9 protein-coding genes are annotated in these 17,884 nt (G+C 71.9%); 6 read left to right on the top strand and 3 right to left on the bottom strand.

What is annotated here, in order from left to right:
• The first annotated feature begins 139 nt into the window (after window positions 1-139).
• On the top strand, window positions 140-3,730 hold the full coding sequence (locus OV207_RS21865; RefSeq protein WP_267557059.1) for a tolB protein precursor protein: 3,591 nt from the start codon (window positions 140-142) through the stop codon (window positions 3,728-3,730).
• A 45-nt stretch (window positions 3,731-3,775) separates the two neighbouring features.
• On the opposite strand, the gene OV207_RS21860 is transcribed toward OV207_RS21865, so the two are convergent.
• Window positions 3,776-4,249 (bottom strand): hypothetical protein, encoded by a 474-nt coding sequence (locus tag OV207_RS21860; RefSeq protein WP_227027618.1) that lies wholly within the window; start codon window positions 4,247-4,249, stop codon window positions 3,776-3,778.
• Window positions 4,250-4,581: 332 nt separating this feature from the next.
• Here OV207_RS21860 and OV207_RS21855 point away from each other — a divergent pair, with 332 nt between their 5' ends.
• Both OV207_RS21855 and OV207_RS21850 read left to right on the top strand, forming a co-directional pair.
• Entirely contained in the window at window positions 4,582-6,381 is a 1,800-nt protein-coding gene (locus OV207_RS21855; protein WP_267557057.1) for a CotH kinase family protein, read from the top strand.
• A 103-nt stretch (window positions 6,382-6,484) separates the two neighbouring features.
• Window positions 6,485-7,522, top strand: coding sequence for an NAD(P)/FAD-dependent oxidoreductase (locus OV207_RS21850; protein WP_267557056.1), 1,038 nt, complete (start codon window positions 6,485-6,487; stop codon window positions 7,520-7,522).
• Between the two features lie 21 nt (window positions 7,523-7,543).
• On the opposite strand, the gene pbpC is transcribed toward OV207_RS21850, so the two are convergent.
• Together pbpC and OV207_RS21840 are read right to left on the bottom strand one after the other, a co-directional pair.
• A complete protein-coding gene (gene pbpC / locus OV207_RS21845; protein ID WP_267557054.1) occupies window positions 7,544-9,907 on the bottom strand; it encodes a penicillin-binding protein 1C in 2,364 nt (787 codons plus the stop codon).
• 5 nt (window positions 9,908-9,912) lie between these two features.
• The gene (locus OV207_RS21840; RefSeq protein ID WP_267557052.1) at window positions 9,913-15,642 is read right to left on the bottom strand and encodes an Ig-like domain-containing alpha-2-macroglobulin family protein; all 5,730 of its coding nucleotides are present in this window, start codon (window positions 15,640-15,642) and stop codon (window positions 9,913-9,915) included.
• A gap of 271 nt (window positions 15,643-15,913) precedes the next feature.
• Here OV207_RS21840 and OV207_RS21835 point away from each other — a divergent pair, with 271 nt between their 5' ends.
• From OV207_RS21835 to OV207_RS21825, 3 genes are all read left to right on the top strand, one after another.
• Window positions 15,914-16,648, top strand: a complete 735-nt coding sequence (locus OV207_RS21835; RefSeq protein WP_267557051.1) for an RNA methyltransferase — start codon at window positions 15,914-15,916, stop codon at window positions 16,646-16,648.
• A gap of 126 nt (window positions 16,649-16,774) precedes the next feature.
• Entirely contained in the window at window positions 16,775-16,984 is a 210-nt protein-coding gene (locus tag OV207_RS21830; protein ID WP_267557629.1) for a hypothetical protein, read from the top strand.
• Window positions 16,985-17,026: 42 nt separating this feature from the next.
• The gene (locus OV207_RS21825) at window positions 17,027-17,854 is read left to right on the top strand and encodes a pseudouridine synthase (protein WP_267557050.1); all 828 of its coding nucleotides are present in this window, start codon (window positions 17,027-17,029) and stop codon (window positions 17,852-17,854) included.
• The last annotated feature ends 30 nt before the right edge of the window (window positions 17,855-17,884 follow it).

Below are 17,884 nucleotides of genomic sequence, written 5' to 3'. Positions count from 1 at the left end.
GCAGCGCGCGGAGGGTGAACACCCCGGACGTCCACCGTCACGCAAAGAAACAAATGAACCGCTTGTGCGTTTCCGGTGGGAGAGGGAGCCTCCTGCCGGGCCCCTGATACGCCTGTCTCCTCGCCTTACGAGGTGCTTTTTGAACCCCCGTCCGCACGTGGTCGCCGTGCTGCTGGCCCTGCTCCTTCCGGAGCTCGTGCTCGCCCAGGTCTTCGTCATCCCCCGCCGCTCGGGGAAGACGCCCGTGAACAGCTACGAGTTCGAGTGGCGGCACATCGACATCCTCGTGGGCCCTGGCGCGACCGGTGTCGCCAAGCCCACCACGGGCACCGCGCATGATCAGCCCGCCGGCACGCAGGGCGGCGCCATTCCCCAGGCGCCCACCGTGTCGCCGCAGACGGGCGACACCCAGTCTCCGCCGGGCGGGCCGGAGGTCACCCCCTCCGGGCAGGTGAGCACGACGCCTCCGGGCCCGGGCAGCGCGGTGCCAGCGGGCGTCGCGACCGACATGGGGCAGACGGATGGGGGCAGCGGTCCTCCGAGCGTCGTCGGCCTCCAGGACGGCGGCATCCCGCCCCCGGGCGTGGTGGCGCTGGCGGACGGCGGCACGGCGGGTGACGCGGGCACGGTCGCGGGCATGGTCGCCAACGACGGCGGCACGACCTTCTCCGGGGCCCCGCTGATGCTGGGCGGCGCGGACGGCGGCTTCAACTACACCTACGCGAAGGACCTGGGCGCCAAGACGGGCGGCGTGCGCTTCTACTTCTATGAACGCGAGCGCGAGGTGGCCGAGCGCGCCGCGCCCATCATCGAGGAGGGCTACCGGTACCTGGTGGAGCAGTTCAAGTACGTCCCCACGGAGACGTTCCCGTACATCCTCTACAGCAGCTACGCGGAGTTCCTCCAGACGAACGTGTTCGCCGTCTCCGAAGGAACGCTGGGCGTCACCAGCACCGAGGACCTGAAGCTGTCGCTGCCGTACCTGGGCGACCACCACCTGTTCGATGAGATCAGCACGCACGAGATGGCGCACCAGTTCACCATCCAGAAGGTGCGCACCGTGGCCGAGCAGGCCAAGGCGTTCGGGGATCCGCTGGGCGGCTACCCGCTGTGGTTCATCGAAGGGCTGGCCGAGTACTACGCCAAGCGCGGGCTGGATCCCGAGGCGGAGATGCTGGTGCGGGACCTGCTGGTCAACCCGGACCTGATGAAGGGCTACGCCTTCCTCGACTTCTTCTCCCCCGGGCCCTACGGCTTCCTGTGGATCTACAAGGTCGGACAGGCGCGCGTGGCGTTCCTGGAGGAGGAGTACGGCGCGGGCATCACCCAGCGCCTGCTGGAGGAGGCGCCCCGGCTGGTGGGCGGCTCGCGCGACGCGCCGTCGCTCAAGTTCGAGGAGCTGCTGGAGCGGCTGACCGGGGATGATCCCAAGCGCATCTCCGCGCGCTTCGAGAACTGGCTCAAGCGCCGCTCGTTCAAGTCCTACCTGGACTCCGCGCAGACGGCGCCCGCGCTGGACTCGCTGGATGAGACGCCCGGAATCGTCACCGCGATGACGAGCGGCCCGGACGGCAACGTGCTGGCCCTGCGCACCATCGTGCCGGAGACGGGCGAGAGCCGGCTGTACCTGGTGGATCCGCGCGCGCCGGAGAAGACCGTCAAGGTGGCGGGCGACGGAGTGCCGGGCGTGGAGTCGCTGCACCCGGTGTCGGGACGCAACTTCGCGCTGACCAAGGACAAGCTCGCGTTCGTGGCGGAGCGCACCGGCCGGGACGTGCTGTACGTGCAGGACTACGTGCACCTCCAGGAGCGGAAGTCCACGGACGTGCTGGTGAGGCGCTCGGCGGTCCGCACCGGCATCGGGCGGGAGGTGGGCCTCACCGTGAAGCTGGAGCTGGGCGACCGGCGCCAGTACCGCATCGACAAGCAGGGCGTGCTGGCCATCTATTCGCCGGCCTTCTCCCCGGACGGCCGCTTCCTCGCGTTCATCGGCATCAACGACTCCGGCCTTCGCGACGTGTACGTGGTGGACCTGTCCCAGGGGCCCGACGCGAAGGCCCGGCAGCTGACCGACGACGTGTTCGCCGAGCGGCAGCTCACCTGGGGCCCGGCCGGCATCGTCTACACGTCCGACGCCACGTCGCACCGCAAGTACAACCTCTTCCGCGTGAAGCCGGACGCGCCCGCGGGGCAGGCCGAGCGGCTCACCACCGAGGAGCGCGACCAGGCGGATCCGCTGGCGCTGCCGGACGGGCGCGTGTTCTTCGTGGCCTACAACCAGAGCAGCTCCGACCTGCACGAGCTGCTGGCGGATGGGCGCGTCGTGCGGCGCACCGACCTGACGACGGGCGTCTTCGAGCCGGGCCCCGGCCCCGACGGGGGCCTGTGGATGCTCTTCCACATGTCCGGTCAGCGGAAGCCGTCCCTGCTGCGCCCGCCGCGCATGCTGTCGCTGGAGGACCCCAAGGCGCCGCAGGCGGATCCGCCCTCCCCCATGGCCATCCGGCCGCTCACCGACGCGCAGGACTACCGGCCCTTCACGCGAGAGAACATCGAGCTGGGGCCCATCTTCGGCTTCGCGGGCGCGGGCGGCGGCGGCTTCGTGGGCCAGGTGTTCGCGTCCGCGTCGGACCGGCTGCGCGACCACCAGATGGTGCTGTCGCTGGCGGTGTACGGCTCGTTCGAGCTGACGGACGGCCTCCTGCTCTACATCAACGACGAGAAGCGCACGACGTGGGGCGGCGGCATCTTCCAGTCGCTGCGCTTCCGCATCGACAAGACGTTCGACGACCTGCCGCCGGAGCAGCGGCCGTTCTTCATCTCGTCGGAGCGCTACTTCGGCGCGCTGGGCAGCCTGCGCTACCCGCTCAGCACCTTCTTCTACGTGCAGGGCGACCTGAGCATCGGCGGCACCAAGTACTTCCTGGACGACTACAACGAGTTCTACCTGGCGTTCCCGGAGCGCAACGAGTCGAACATGGAGCTGCTGTCCGCGTGGCGGGCGGACAACCAGCACGTGCGCTTCCAGACGGAGCTGAGCGGCCGCGTCGGCTACGACAGCCTCAAGTACCACTACGCGACGGGGCCGCTCGCGGGCAGCTCCATCCTGTTGGAGGCCACCGCCGGCGTGCAGCCCTTCGACGGGCAGGCGTACGGCAACATGCGCTTGGACATGGAGCGGTACTTCCCCATCTACGGCCGCAGCAACATCTTCGTCCGCCTGGGCGGCGGCAGCACGGTGGGCGGCCGGTACGCGCGCTCCTACTACCTGTCCAGCTTCGACACCCTGCGCGGCGTGAACTTCGGCGACGAGGAGTGGCTGCTGGGCCAGCACTTCGTCTACTCCACGCTGGAGGCGCAGCTGCCCCTCAACGACATCATCCGGGTGGCCTTCCTGAGCGACCTGGAGGCCATCGCCGCCATCGACGCGGGCGGCGTGGGCGACGGGACGCGCGACCTCTGGGACCACCGCGTGCTCAACGCCGTCATCGGCGTCAACCTGTCGCTGGGGCCCCTGCTGCTGCGCCTGCACTTCGCGCGGCCGTTCGACATCAAGGCGGCCGCCGGCAAGCCCGACGAGGGCTGGGTGACGAACTTCTCCATCGGCGTCGCCGGCCTCAACGGCTTCTTCGACCAGAAGGACACCGGCAAGAAGGCGGTCGCCACCGCGCCGAGCTTCTCCCTGATGCCTTCGCTGGGCGGCGGCTACACCACGCCCCTGGCGCACTGAGCCAGGGCGCCCGGGGCCGGGCCTTCGAAGCAGAGGCCCCGGGGCTCAGGACTGCGCGGCGACGAGGGCGGCGTTGGCGCGAGCCAGCGGCCCCCCGTCGTTGGGGATGCGCTCGAAGTCCCCGCGCAGGGCCTTGATGGCGAACTTCTCCAGGTCGATCTCCCGGCGGGTGCGCACGCCCAGCGCGCGCACCACCATGGACAGCGGCCCGAAGCCGGTGATGCCCTGCTGAAGCAGCAGGACCAGCGTGGCCCCGCTGAGCAGGCGCCAGCCGTGGCCATCCCGGCGGCCCAGGAGCAGGCCCGCCAGGGCCAACGCGGAGCCCCCCACGACCAGGGCGCGGTGCATCTCCCACTCGCGCTCCAGCTTGTCGAGGTACTGGCTCATCTCCGTGCGGTCCGCCCGCTCGGCCATGCAGCGGACACAGGACTCCACGTGGGCGTCGATGCGACGGTTCACCGTGGAGGGCGCGTGGGTCCGCGCGGCGTCGGTCGAGGTCTGGTTCCAGGACTCCATCATCACTCCCCTGACGGGTTCGGGACGGGCTCGGGCCGTCCTCCAGCCTGCTTCCAGGAAGCTAGGGGCGCCGGAGGACTTCGTGCACAACGCGCCCTCCGGCGGCCTCCGCCCGGCTGCCCGCCCCGGGGAAACGGGACGCCTGCTCCGCTGCTTCAGCCCCACGAGCGAGCAGCCCTGGCACGGGGCGGCGAAGCCCACCGGGTGGGCAAGGAATTTCCCCACCCGGGCCAGCGCGGAGGACTTGCAGGGGCCACTTGCCTGCCCTCCGGGGTGTGTAGGAGGCCGTCCGACGGTGCGCTCGGGAGGCACACGCCTTGCTCCATGGACGGGCAATGATGCGTTTACGACTCCTCCTCAGCCTTTCGATGTTGCTGGCCGCGTGCGGTCCCGGCGCGTCGAATCCCGACGTTCCACCTCCCGTGGTCACGGACCCCGGCATCACGGATCCCGGCGTCACGGATCCCGTGGTTCCACCGACCGGGAGCCCGCCGCCGGAGGAGCCGCCGCCCGGGCAGCCGCCCCCGGTGGAGCCGCCGCCCGTGGACCCTCCGCCCGTCCCGGAGGTGGAGCGGCCCTTCACGCTGCCGAAGGTGCAGACGTCGCTGTCGGACTACGAGCTGCTCATCCCGCCCGAGGCGATGGCGAAGTTCCAGGCCGACCCGTGGACGGAGGAGCAGGACGCGACGTTCCGGGCCAACGGCAGGACGCTGCCGGTGAAGGTGCGGCTGCGCGGCGCCTCCGCGCGCTTCTTCGCCAAGAAGAGCTGGAACGTCAGCTTCGAGGGCAAGGACAAGTTCGAGGGGCGCACGTCGCTCAACCTCGTGGCCGAGTACGCCGACGCCACCATGCTGGCGGAGAAGATGGCCTACGACCTGCTGGCGGCGATGCGGGTGCCGGCGTCCACCGCGAAGTTCGTGCGGCTCACGGTGAATGGCCAGTACGAGGGCGTGTTCCTGGAGATTGAGCAGGTCAACAAGGCCTTCCTGAAGGCGCATGCCCTGCCGGATGACGACGCATCCATCTACCGCGCGGGCTGGAAGGACACGGAGTTCAAGACGTGGAAGGTGCCCTACCAGGGCGACTGGGTGAAGAAGACGAACGAGAAGGAGCCCAACGACGCGCTCTGGGCGGTGCTGGACGTCATCAACCACACGCCGGAGCCGGAGCTCGTCACCGCGCTGGAGAAGAACCTGGAGGTGGAGTCCTACGTGCGCTCCATGGTGTTGGACGCGCTGATGTCCAACAACTACGTGGAGGATTCAGAGAGCTACTTCCTGAACGACAAGGTGACCGGCCGCTGGCGCTACGTGCCGTGGGACCTGAACAACGTGGACGCGCGCTGGTGGTACGTGAACGCCGTGCCGGACATGGCCACGTCCACGGCCAACATGAAGCACCCGCTGTTCAACTTCACGCTGCTGGATGGCTGGGTGGAGAAGATGTACCAGCAGCGCAAGCTGGAGACGGCCAGCTACCCGGGCTACCTGCCGGTGTTCTCCAACCTGGGCACGCGCGTGGTGATGAACCCCGTGCTGCGCGCCCGACTGGAGGCGCGGCTGGACAAGGCGCTGGAGGATCTCTTCACGCCGGAGGTGATGAACCCGTACATCGACGCGCTCCACGCGCTGGTGGACGCGTCCATGAAGAACGACCCGTACATGGACTACGCGCGCTTCTCCGCGGGCAAGGCGTACATGAAGCGCTTCGTGCAGGTGCGGCGGGACTTCGTGAAGGCGGAGGTGAAGCGGCTGGCGGCGAAGGAGTCCACGCTGGTGATGGACGGCTTCGACCCGCGCGCGGGCTGGGTGGAGGTGGCCAACCACGGCGCGCAGGCCGTGTCGCTCCGGGGCATGACGCTGACGACGAACCTGCGGGTGAGCCTGGCGGCGAGTGACCACGCGCCCACGCAGGTGACGGCGCCCACGGGCGCGGTGCTGGGCGACATCACCGTGGCGCCGGGCCAGAAGGTGCGGCTGGATGGCGCCGCGCTGGGCATCACCTTCCCCGCCAGGGGCGAGGTGGGCCTGTTCGACGGCAGGTCGGTGGTGGGCATGAAGGACCTGCTCTTCTACGGCGAGCTGCCCGCGGGCAGGCACTACGCGCGCGGCGAGAAGGGCTGGGAGGTGCGCTGAGCCGTCGCGCGGACGGCGGGCCTCCAGGGTCCGCTGTCCGCCGGGCATCATCCGGGGCGACGAGGGCGTGCGGGGCGGGCTGGGACGGGGTAGCACCTGGACCATGCCCGCCTCCCGCGTCCTGGATGACCTGTTGCCGCGTCCTGGTGGTCCCCTGCCCCGAGTGGCCGTCATCGGCGCGGGCGTTTCGGGGCTGGTGCTCGCCCGGATGCTGACGGGGGCGGGCTTCCCGGTGCGGGTGCTGGACAAGGGACGCGGGCCGGGCGGGCGGCTGTCCACGCGGCTCCACGCGGACGGCGGCACGTTCGACCACGGGGCGCAGTACTTCACGGCGAGGGATCCGCTCTTCCAGGCGCAGGTGAACGCGTGGCGGGAGGTGGGCGTCGCGGCGGAGTGGCGGGGCCGCATCGGGACGCTGGAGCGGGGGGCGGTGACGCCCTCGTCGAAGGAGTCGGTGCGGTACGTGGGGGTGCCGGGCATGAACACCCTGGCGACGGTGCTCGCGGAGGGGCTGGGCGTGCGCACCGGCGTCCGCGTGGAGCGCGTGGCGCGGGACGGGAAGGCGTGGCGGCTGACGTCGGACTCGGGCGAGGACCTGGGGCTGGCGGACGTGGTGGTGGCCGCGGTGCCCGCGCCGCAAGCGGTGGCCCTGCTGGAGGGCGCGCCCACGCTGGCCGCGCGGGCGCGGGAGGCCCGGCTGACTCCGTGCTGGGCGGTGATGGCGCGGTTCGCGGCGCCCGTGGCGCTGGCGCTGGATGGCGCGTTCGTGAAGGACTCGCCGCTGTCGTGGGCGGCCCGCGAAGCGAGCAAGCCGGGGCGGGCCTCCGGAGAGCGGTGGGTGCTGCACGGCTCGCCGGAGTACAGCGCGGCGCACCTGGAGGAGACGCCGGAGCAGGTGGCGCCGAAGCTGGTGGAGGCGTTCGCCCGGGCCGTGGGCACGGACGTGCGCGCGGTGGAGGCGGTGGCGCACCGCTGGCGCTTCGCCATGCCCTCCCCTCCCCTGGACACGCCCGCCCTGTACGACGCGGACACGGGGCTTGGGGCCTGCGGGGACTGGTGCGCGGGCCCCCGCGTCGAAGGCGCGTTCCTCAGCGGCGTGGCGCTCGCGCGTCAGGTGGTCGCGGGCGTCGCCGGGGGGTGAGGGCGGCGGGCGCCCCGGGCGTCATTCGCGCTCGCGCACCACCAGCGTGCGGCGGGCGGTGAGGCCCCGGTCGTCGGTGACGAGGATGTCGTGCGTGCCCACGGACGGCCGCCACCAGAGGCGCTCGGCGGCGCGCGCGGTGCCCAGATAGGCGCCGTCCACGAACCAGGTCAGCTCGCGGTCCTGCGCGGCCTCCGCTTCCAGGGGTACCTCCTGCTCCCGCGCGGACAGGCCCGGGATGAGCAGCGCCACCTGCCCCTCCGGCGGCGAGACGATGACGGGCGTGTCGCGCTCCCCGCCCACGACGCAGCCGGGCGCGAGCGGGGGCGGCTCCGGCAACTGGCGCTGCTGCTCCGCCAGCCAGCGGCGCAGGCTGGCCGGCCACGACAGGTACACGCGGGACTCCGTCCTGCGGCCCTCGCGGCAGGCCGGCCCCACCGACAGGCCCGAGTCCAGGTCCACCTCCACCCGGTGGTGATACGGACACGGTGTCGTCGGCACCGCCGTGCGCACCGCGTCCACCGTTTTGCGCTGCGCGCACGCGTCCGTCGGCAGGTGCCCCGAGTACGCGCACACCTCCACGCGCACCAGGTCCCTGGGCGGCGCGACGTCCTCCTCCTGCAACAGCGCGCCGCGAGGCCCCACGCCCTCCAGGATGTCGAACAGCAGCGGCGCCGCGTTCTCCGCGCCCACCAGGTGGACGCTGGACGCGTGGTTGAAGTTGCCCAGCCACACCACCGCCGTGTGCTTCGGCCCGGAGCCCGCCGCCCACGCATCCCGGTTGCCGAAGCTCGTGCCCGTCTTCCAGTGCACCCGCGCCGGCAGCCCCGTCAGCCGCCGCCGCTCCGGGAAGTCCGGCCGGTCGCGCAGCGACAGCGCCTGCCGCGTCAGCCACGCGGCGCCCGGTGACACCAGCGAAGGGGCCTGCTTCGCCGGCGCCGGAGCATCGTCCAGGACCCGCAGCGGCCGGGCCCGTCCGTCCCCCGCCAGCGCCAGGTACACGCCCGCCAGCTCCAGCGGCGTGAGCTCCAGCCCGCCCACCGCCGCGGACAGGCCGTAGTGCCCCGGGTGCGGCGCCAGGCTGGTGACGCCCGCCTGTCGCAGCGAGCCCAGGAAGCCCTCCACGCCCAGCCGCTCCAAAAGCCGCACGAACGGCAGGTTGAGCGACTGCGACAGCGCGGACTCCATCCGCACCAGCCCCTGGAAGCGCCCGTCGAAGTTGCGCGGCGCATAGCCGCCGTACGACACCGGGATGTCCGTCACCAGCGTCTCCGGCCCCACCATCCCCTGGTCGATTCCAAGGGCGTACAGCAGCGGCTTGAGCGCCGAGCCCGGAGAGCGCGGCGTGGCGAAGCCGACAATCTGTCCGCCGTTCTTCCCGTCGAAGAAGTCGAAGTTGCCCACCAGCGCGCGCACCTCGCCGGTGTCGCGGTCCACCACCACCACCGCGCCGTTGTGGATGCCCTGCCGCTCCAGCCTCCGGGCCGAGTCCTCCAGCGTGCGCTCCACGAACCGCTGCGTGCCCGCGTCCAGGGTCGTGCGCAGCCAGAGGGCCTCCGGCCGCTGCGCCTTGAGCCACACCGCCGCGTGCGGGGCTTGCCTGGGGAACGGCTTCAGCACGTCCGGCACCGCGGTCGCGCGCACCTCCTCCAGCACCACGTCGGACGCCACCCCTTCCACGCCCAGGCCGCCCGACGCCAGCAACCTCCGGGCGATGTCGTCCCGCGCCGAGCGCAACCGGGCCGCGTTCTCCGGCGAGGGATAGCGCCGGTTCGGGTTCTGCGGCACCGCCAGCAGCGTGGCGATCTCCGCCGGACTCAGGTGCGCGGCGGTGTGCCCGAAGTACGCGAGCGCCGCCGCCTCCACGCCCTCCATGTTGCGGCCGTAGGGCACGAACTGGAGGTACGCCTCCAGCACCTCCTGCTTCGACAACCGCACCTCCAGCTGCGCGGCGCGGAACGACTCCACGACCTTGGAGGTGAACGTGCGCGGCCGTGGCTCCAGCACGCGCACCAATTGCATCGTCAGCGTGGAGGCGCCCGACACCCGCCGCCCCCGGCTCAGGTTGAGGCCGGCGGCGCGCAGGGCCGCCAGCGGATCCACGCCCGGGTGCTGGAAGAAGCGCTTGTCCTCCAGCGCCAGCAGGGCGCGGACGTAGGCCCGGTCGACGCGGTCCTTCGGCGCGGGGATGCGCCACCGCTCGTCCGGGGCGAGGAAGACGTGCGCGGGCGAGCCATCCCGGTACGCCATCACCACCGAGGGGGGCGCGGACAGCCGCTCCGGCAGCGGCACCCACCAGGCCGCCGCGAGGCCCGTGCCCAGAAGCACGAGCCCCGCCAGCACCACCCCCACCCACTTCCTTCCGCTGAGACGCAGGCGACGCATGGGGCCTAGAGCAGCTCTTCCTTCCAGGGACCCGCCACATGCACCGTGCCCGCCGACTCGCGGGCCCAGGTCTCGGAGTCGTACATCGCCTCGGCCTCCGCGGACGGCAAGGTGAACGAGCCCGCCGTCACCGCGCGCACCGCGTAGACGACCTTCTTCGTCTCACGCGCCTGGAGCGCGCCGAAGACCTCCATCCGGTCATCCCGCACGTTCACGTAGTCCGCGGCCCACTGCTCGTCCGCGGACACCCAGTCCACGCTGCCACCGCGGCCCAGGCGGGCGTTTTCAATCTCCCAGCCCGCCGGCAGCCGGTCCACCAGCGCGATGTTCTGGATGCGCTCGCCGGTGGTGTTCGTCACCTCCAGCTGCACGTAGATGAGGTCCGCAAGCTTCACCGGCGTCGACTTCAGGTCCAGCTCCGTGCCGTCCAGCGAGTGCCAGGTGCGCTTGAGCGTCAGCCCCTGGCCGCCCACCTTGACCTCCGGCGTGGTGCGCACGCCCTCGCTGTTGACGATGAGGTACACGGAGCCCGTCCCCTTGTCCTTCATGTCCAGCGACAGGCCGGCCCGCTCGCTGGCGCGCGCCAGCGACCACGTGCGGTCCGACACGCGCGCGTCCTTCTCCGGGCTGGGCGCCAGGGCCTTGCCCCCGGCCGTCAGCGTGGGAGGCGTGAAGCTGGCCGCCGTGCCCTGCAGCCGCTTGCCCAGGCCGGTGATGCCCCACACCAGCTCCTGCGTGGAGTAGTACGCCGACGTGCGCGACTGGAGCGCCGTCGCCACCATGCGCGCCAGCGGCTCACCCTCCGGCGCGTCGCCGAAGAGGTCCTGGAAGGTGCTCAGCATCATGCCGCGCCGACGCCTGTCGGAGTAGAACGACCAGTTGTTCTTGCGCTCGTCGGTGACGGGCGACAGGTCCGGGCCGCGCAGGTCCTTCTCGTAGCGACGGTCGCCGGACAGCCACAGCGCGGCCTTGAGCAGGTACAGGTCCTCCAACTGCTCGCCCGTGAGCGGCGTCTTCTTCGCGCCCGCCTCCAGCGTGTTCACCAGCGCCTGCACCCGCGCCTTGCGCCCCTTGCCCGCGGACGCGAGCACGTAGTGCATGTACGACTCCGCGCGCTGGCCGTAGTGGTCGTCCTGGCCGAGCTTGCCCTCCTTCTGGGTCAGCTCGTTGCCCAGCCACGTGAGCGCGCTCTCCAGCCGATCCTCCGGCACCGGGTACTTCAGCTTGCGCGCGTCCAGGAGCATGTGCGTCGCGTACGCCGTGCCCCAGGCGACGGGCTCCACCGCGCCCGGCCAGTAGGAGAAGCCGCCGGAGGCCGTCTGCATCGACAGCACCCGGTTGATGCCCGACTGCACCATGTCCCCCACCTTCGCCGTGGAGACGAGCGTGGGGTCCACGCGGTCCACCAGCTGGCTGACGAACAGCAGCGGCCGGGTGGAGGACGTCGTCTGCTCGATGCAGCCGTGCGGGTAGCGCACCAGGTACGAGAGGTGCTGGAGCGACTTCGCGTAGGGATTGTTCGTCACCCACACCGTGGTGCGCTCCGTGGTGGGCACCCAGCCCTGGAGCAGCGGCCCCAGGTCCGTCGTGCCCTGCGCCAGCTCCACCTGTTGGATCCTCCGCTCCCGAGGACCCGCCGGGGACAGCGGCACGTCCAGCTGTTCGCGCGACGTGTAGCCCCCACCCTCCACCGTCACCAGCAGCCGCGCCGCGCCCACGGACTGCACCGCGCGGCCCTGGAACACGAAGGTGCGCGACTTGCCATCCTCCAGCCGGGCCCGGCCCTCGCTCATGCCGGACAGCTTCAGCGGCGAGCCCGCGTTCTCCGGCATCGCCATGCCCGGCACCGCCAGGGCTTCCGCCGCCAGCGTCACCTTCACGTCCTGCGCCTTGCCGGACAGATTGGTGACGAAGACGGGAATCTGGATGTCGTCGTTCTGGGTGAGGAAGCGCGGCAGCGTCGCCTGGAGCACCAGCGGGTCGCGCACCACCACCTGCGCGCTGGCCCGGCCGACGCGCTTGTTGCCCGCCGTCACCACCATCACCCGCACCGCGCCCCGGTACTGCGGCAGCTTGAAGGGCACGCGCAGCTTGCCGGAGGCCGGCACCTCCACCACGCCGCTCCACAGCGCCACCGGCTTGACGGGCTGCACGCGGCCCGCCGCCCCGCCGGCCTCGTCACCGCCGGTGGAGCTGGTGTTGCCCCCGGGCGGAACGAGCAGCGCCCAGCCCACCGTTTCGAAGGTCTGGATGCCCAGCGCGCGCCGGGTGAAGATCTCCTTGAGCGGATCCGGGCTCTGGAAGCGCGTGAGGGACAGGATGCCCTCGTCCACCACCGCCACGGTGGCGAAGGTGGGGCCCTCCACGCCCTCCACCGCCAGGTCCACGGTGAGGGTGTCGTTGGAGCGGACCTCCTTGGGCACCGTCAGCGTGACGGCCTGGGTGAAGTCCACCGGCTCCAGCGCGATGCTGCCCACGCCGAAGGCGCGGTCGGGCATGAAGGCCTTGGCGGACTCCAGGTGCGGATCCTTCACGAGGAACGCGCTCACGTAGACGTTGGGTGCGTACTCCGTCGGCGTGAAGCTCCAGGACACCTCCCCGGGCTCCGCCTGCTTCCACGCGGTGAAGAGCACGCGGTCGGTCTCCACCGTGAACAGGACGCGGCCCCGGTAGGGCGCCTTGACCTTCACCGTGAGGGCCTCGCCCACCTTGCCCTTCGCGGGCAGCGACAGCTCCAGCGCGGTGGGCTTGAGCGGACGCGGCGTCTGGTCCACGCGCGAGCCCTCGCCCCACCAGTAGTAGCGGCCCTCACCCTCCAGCGTCAGGTCCGTCTGGGTGGCGCCCGCGCGAGCGCGCACGAGGTAGCCCGCGCCGCCCTTGCTCGGCGTCACCGTGGCGGAGAAGCGGCCGCCCTCCACCTTCACCGTCAACTGGCCGTCGCGCTGGGGGCGCAGGTAGCGCTGGTATTGCTCGGAGCCGGATTCCTCGTCGTAGTAGTAGCCGTAGTTCTCCTCCAGCGACTGGTACTCCAGCTCCACCGTCTTCGGCCCCTTGCCGTCGGCGACGGGCTGACCGCTCCAGTCCACCACCAGGCCCGACACCGTGAAGGGCGTGCCCGCCTTCACCTTCTGCGCGTTGGCCTGGAGGCCCAGGTAGTAGGCCTCCGGGTGCACCGGCACGTTCGCCTCGCCGATGGTGGCGCGGCCGCTGCCGGACTCGAAGACGCTGGCCACGGCGGACAGCCGCGTCGCGCCCTTGATGGGGCCCGACGCCGCCTGCGCCGGGCACTTGAGCAGCGCCTGTCCCTTCGCATCCAGCGTGCCCTTCACCTGGCCCAGCGTGACGGGCCGGGGCTCGTTGCCGTCCTGGCGCCAGAGGCCGTAGGTGTACTGCCCGTTCTGCTTGGGCTTGAAGGGCACCGACTCCAGGCGGCACGTCATCTCCACCGGGCTGCCCTCCGCCGAGCCGCCGAAGAGGTACGCGGCCTCCACGGCCACGGGGATCTCCCCGCCCTGCTTGTAGCCGGGGGCCTGCGCGGCCGCGGTCACCTTCATGCGCTCCGGGACGAACTCCTCCACGCTCAGGCCGTAGGAGGCCACCTCGCGGTCGGCGATCCTCAGGTGCACCGAATAGCGGCCCGTGTCCTGGAAGGCCGCGAACGTCTGGTCCAGCGACACGAGGCCCGCCGCGTTCGTCTTCAGCGTCTCCTTGCGGATTTCACGCTCGCGCGGGTCGATGACGCGCACCTCCACCGGCATGCCCGCGGGCGGCGCCAGGTTGTCCTGGCCGCGCAGCACCGCGGCCACATGCGCGGTGTCACCAGGACGGTACACGCCGCGGTCGGACCAGAGGGAGGCGCGGTACGGCTGCGCGGCGCGGTACGGCTCGCCCTGCACGTCCGAGTTGGCGATCTCCGTCTTGAGCTCGTCGTACTTGAGGTACGTCAGCTCTTCGCCCTTCCGGGCCACGAGCGCGAACGGTTCGCTGTCATCCGCGTCCGGCGCGGGCACCTTGAGCTGGCAGCCGGCATCTCCCTGCGTGGTGCAGCGGGCCACCGTCTGCCCGCTCTTCTTCACCAGCGACACCTCCACGCCGGACAGGGGTTCGGTGCTCTCCAGGCCGAGCGCCCAGACCCAGACCTCGCCGGAGTCCTTGGAGCCCGGCGCGGGCCCGCCCTTCTTGGCGACGAGGCTCAGGTCGGTGAGCAGGATGCGGGAGGCGGCGCGGTGGTCGCCGCGCTCGGCGGTGATCTCCACGAGGCCGCGCGTGGCGGCGGGCACCAGCGACGCCACGTCCACGTAGGTGGTGAGCAGCGCGTCCGGCGTCGACTTGAGGGGCACGTCCTTGCGCAGCAGCACGTTGCTGGTCCGCTCGTCCGCCTTCTCGTTGGAGTCGTTGCTCATCCAGAAGACGAGGTTCTCCGGCGGCACGTTGCGCACCGTGAGCGTCACCTCCTCCAGGTTGAGGTGCTGCAGGGGCAGGTTCTTCCACGCGCTGCGCGGCAGGTAGCGACCGCTGGTGGAGAAGCGCACCTGGGGCGCTCGGGCGGGCACGGAGTAGCCGCGCGAGAAGGTGCCCAGGAAGGTGCCACCACCCACGGTGGGCGTGCCCTCCGCGATGGAGAGCGTGTGCGGGCCGCGCTTGAAGTCACCGAAGATGCGGAAGCCACGGCGCGACGGCGCGACGGTGAACTTGACCTTGGGCTTGAAGCGCAGGGCCTCCGCAGCCACGGCGTCGCTCAGCGAGCAGCCCCGGTTGTCGTCGTCGTAGTAGTAGGAATCCCACCGCTCATCGACAGGGCTGGGGGACGCGTCCGCCGCCACGTCGCGGCAGCTCACCTCGAAGAAGTAGCCGTTGGCGCCCTCCTCCAGGCTGACGTAGGTGATGTCCGCGCGCTTGCCGCCGACCAGCGGGAAGCTGGCGTTGGCCGCCGGAGCGCGGGTGTCGGGCGCTCCGGCCTGCGCCAGCCCGTCACGCAGCGCGAACTGCACGATGGACGCGGGCCGCAGCTTCGGGTGGGTGAGCGTCACGGCCAGCGAGTTGCGCGTGTCCGCGCGGGTGGCCCACTTCACGTCCGTGATGGCGGCGTCCCCGACGCGGAAGCTCGAACGGGAGCGCACGGCGGCCAGGTCCACCGGCCCGGAGAAGGTGACGTTCAGCTCCACCAGGCCCTTGATCAAATCCATCCGCGTGGGCACCGCCTGGACGAACTTGAAGGCGTACGTGGTGAAGTTGTAGCGCCACGCCCGCTCCGACGGCGGCTTGACGACGCCCACGTCGGTGCCCACGGCGTCCACCGACACGATGTACGTCGCGCCGGCCGTGAAGCCGGGGGCCGCCGGGGTGAAGCGCAGCGACGACGGCCCGGTCCACGACAGGCTGCCGGCCACCGGGGGCGAAATCGTCAGCACGCTGCCCAGGACGGATTCATTGGACGGGCGCACGGGGCGGGAGAACTCGACGACGATGCCTTCGGGGAGGCTGTTCTCGCCGCCCAGCTCGTGGATGACGGGCGTCAGCGTCTCCGTCCGCATCAGGGCCGCGACGGAAGAGGTGCCCGGCTTCGTGGCCTCCGTCGCCCCGGAGGTGGCGGGGGTGATGGGGGTGGCGGGCGGCGGTGACGCGGGCTCCTGCTTGCAGCCGGCGAGCAGCGCGCCCACCAGGAACGCCGGCAGCAGCCAGCGGGCACGGGGTGCGCGCGGGGGCCTGGGCGGGACAGCGGACTGCGGGGACATGTTTCCTCCGGGGATGGCGGCGGGACCGATTTCATTCCGCGTGCCGTGCGTGGGGCTCCTCGGAGGCGCACGGAAAGTGCGGCCCGGCGACCACGTGCCGGCGCTCCCCCATGCGCGTCCGCGGGCCCACAGGGTGTCCGGGCAGCCGCACTCGGGTGGCCTCCGGACGCGCGCGGGACGCGGGGTTTCGGCGCGCAGACTGGCGGTGGAGGGGCGTGGCGGTCAACTGGGGGACCCCGGGAGTCGGCTGGAGCGCTAGGGTTGCCGGCCCATGGTGCTGCCCGTCCGATTCGTCCTCATGCGCCCGCGCAACGCGGAGAACCTGGGCGCCGCCGCCCGAGCCCTGAAGAACTGCGGCCTGTCCGACTGGGCCTGGGTGACGCCAGAGGTGGAGGACCTGGGGCCCGCGCACCGGCTGGCCGTGCACGCGGAGGACATGCTGGGTGGGGTGAAGCGGCCGGACACGCTGGAGGCCGCCGTGTCCGACTGCGTCTGGGTGGTGGGGACCAGCTCGCGCAAGGTGGAGGGCAAGCGCCGCCTGTCGCCCCGGGCCGTCGGTGAGGAGCTGGTGGCGCGTGCGGCGCAGGGCCCGGTGGCGCTCGTCTTCGGGGACGAGCGCAGCGGGCTCACCAACGCGGAGGTGGAGCGCTGCCATGACCTGTCCGCGGTGCCCACCGCGCCGGAGCAGCCGTCCATCAACCTGGCGCAGGCGGTGCTGCTCTACGCCTACGAGGTGCGGATGGCCGCGCTCGCCCAGAGCGCGCCGCCGCCCGGGCCCCTCCCGCTGGCCGCCACGGACGCGGAGCTGGCGCGGGTGGAGTCCACGCTGGAGGCGCTGCTGACCACGGGCGGCTTCCTGGTGGACGAGCAGCCCGGGCGCACGGCGGTGAGGGACCTGTTCGCGCCCCTGCGCCGCTCCCGGCTCACGCGCAACGAAGCGCGGCTGTGGCTGGCCGCGCTGCACACCGTGCGCAAGCACTTCCCTCCCCCCAAGGCCGGGGGCTGAGCAGGCGGGAAGGCCAGCCCTCGCGGCGGGCCATCATGTCCAGGCGTCCCTACCCTCCCTGGAAGCCCCGAAGGAAGCACTGGAGGCTTCACCAACGACGCAATGGGAGGACTTCGCGTGGACCACATGCCCTACGAATCCATGGTGGTGGGAGGCAGCGAGCCCGGCGCGGGCGCGCCCCGGCAGGACCCTTCACAGGAGCCGCCCGGTCGCACGCCGAAGACGGCCGAGTCCGGAGGCCAGGAGGACGAGGGCCGCCGCATGCCCCAGGGCGAGCCCGGCAAGACGCCCGGCTCCGCCGAGGGCGAGGATCCGGACAGCCCTCCCCGGAAGTAACCCCAACGCACCGCCGCCCCGCGCGGCTACAGTGCCGCGCCCATGCCTCGCAAGCCCGAACGGCCACCGAAGTCCCCTCCCCGCCCCAACCGCTGGGAGGGCAAGGAGAAGCCGGACTGGCTGTCCCGGGCACTGGCCCGCGCGGGCGCCATGCCCCAGAAGGACGCGGAGGCCGCCATCAAGGCGGGCCGGGTGAGCATCAACGGCCACGTCGTGAAGACGCACCTGACGCCCGTGCCGCCCGACGCCGTCATCAAGGTGGACGGCCTGCCGGTGCGCAAGGTGGCGCCCACCCACGTCCTGGCCTTCCACAAGCCCGCGGGCGTGCTGTCCTCCACCGCGCGCCAGCACCGCACCGGCACCGTGTTCGAAGTGCTGCTGCCCCAACTGCCCACGGAGCTCGCCAGCTACACCTGGCACGCGGTGGGGCGGCTGGACGTGGACACCACGGGCCTGCTGCTCTTCACCAACGACGACAAGCTCGTCGCCCACGTCACGTCCCCGGAGACGAACCTGCCCAAGCGCTACGTGGCCACGGTGTTCAGCATCGCGGACGAGGAGCGCGTGGCGCCGCTGCGCCAGGGGATGGTGCTGGATGACGGTCCCGCCCGCCCCGCCGTGGTGCGCGTGCGCGACGAGAAGACGGTGGAGGTGACGCTCACGGAGGGGCGCCACCATCAGGTGAAGCGGATGCTGGGCGCCGTGGGCCTGCCCGCCCGCGCGCTCCACCGGGAGGCCGTGGGCGACATCGTCCTGGGCGACCTGCCCGAGGGCGGCTTCCGGCTCCTCACCGAACAGGAGGTCCGCGACAAGCTGCACTACACCGGCCGCGCGCCCGCCACCGCCATCCCGGAGGCCGAGGACGCCTGACGGGTCCCCGGGGCTGGGCTCCAGCGGTGC

The sequence above is a fragment of the Corallococcus sp. BB11-1 genome, from assembly GCF_026626625.1.
Classification (GTDB): domain Bacteria; phylum Myxococcota; class Myxococcia; order Myxococcales; family Myxococcaceae; genus Corallococcus; species Corallococcus soli.
This window is presented reverse-complemented; position numbering and strand designations above follow the sequence as displayed.

Coding starts and splice junctions, on each gene's coding strand:
- OV207_RS21860 (WP_227027618.1), bottom strand. CDS start 4,249: ATGATGGAGTCCTGGAACCAGACCTCGACCGACGCCGCGCGGACCCAC.
- OV207_RS21855 (WP_267557057.1), top strand. CDS start 4,582: ATGATGCGTTTACGACTCCTCCTCAGCCTTTCGATGTTGCTGGCCGCG.
- OV207_RS21850 (WP_267557056.1), top strand. CDS start 6,485: ATGCCCGCCTCCCGCGTCCTGGATGACCTGTTGCCGCGTCCTGGTGGT.
- pbpC (WP_267557054.1), bottom strand. CDS start 9,907: ATGCGTCGCCTGCGTCTCAGCGGAAGGAAGTGGGTGGGGGTGGTGCTG.
- OV207_RS21840 (WP_267557052.1), bottom strand. CDS start 15,642: ATGTCCCCGCAGTCCGCTGTCCCGCCCAGGCCCCCGCGCGCACCCCGT.
- OV207_RS21835 (WP_267557051.1), top strand. CDS start 15,914: ATGGTGCTGCCCGTCCGATTCGTCCTCATGCGCCCGCGCAACGCGGAG.
- OV207_RS21830 (WP_267557629.1), top strand. CDS start 16,775: ATGCCCTACGAATCCATGGTGGTGGGAGGCAGCGAGCCCGGCGCGGGC.
- OV207_RS21825 (WP_267557050.1), top strand. CDS start 17,027: ATGCCTCGCAAGCCCGAACGGCCACCGAAGTCCCCTCCCCGCCCCAAC.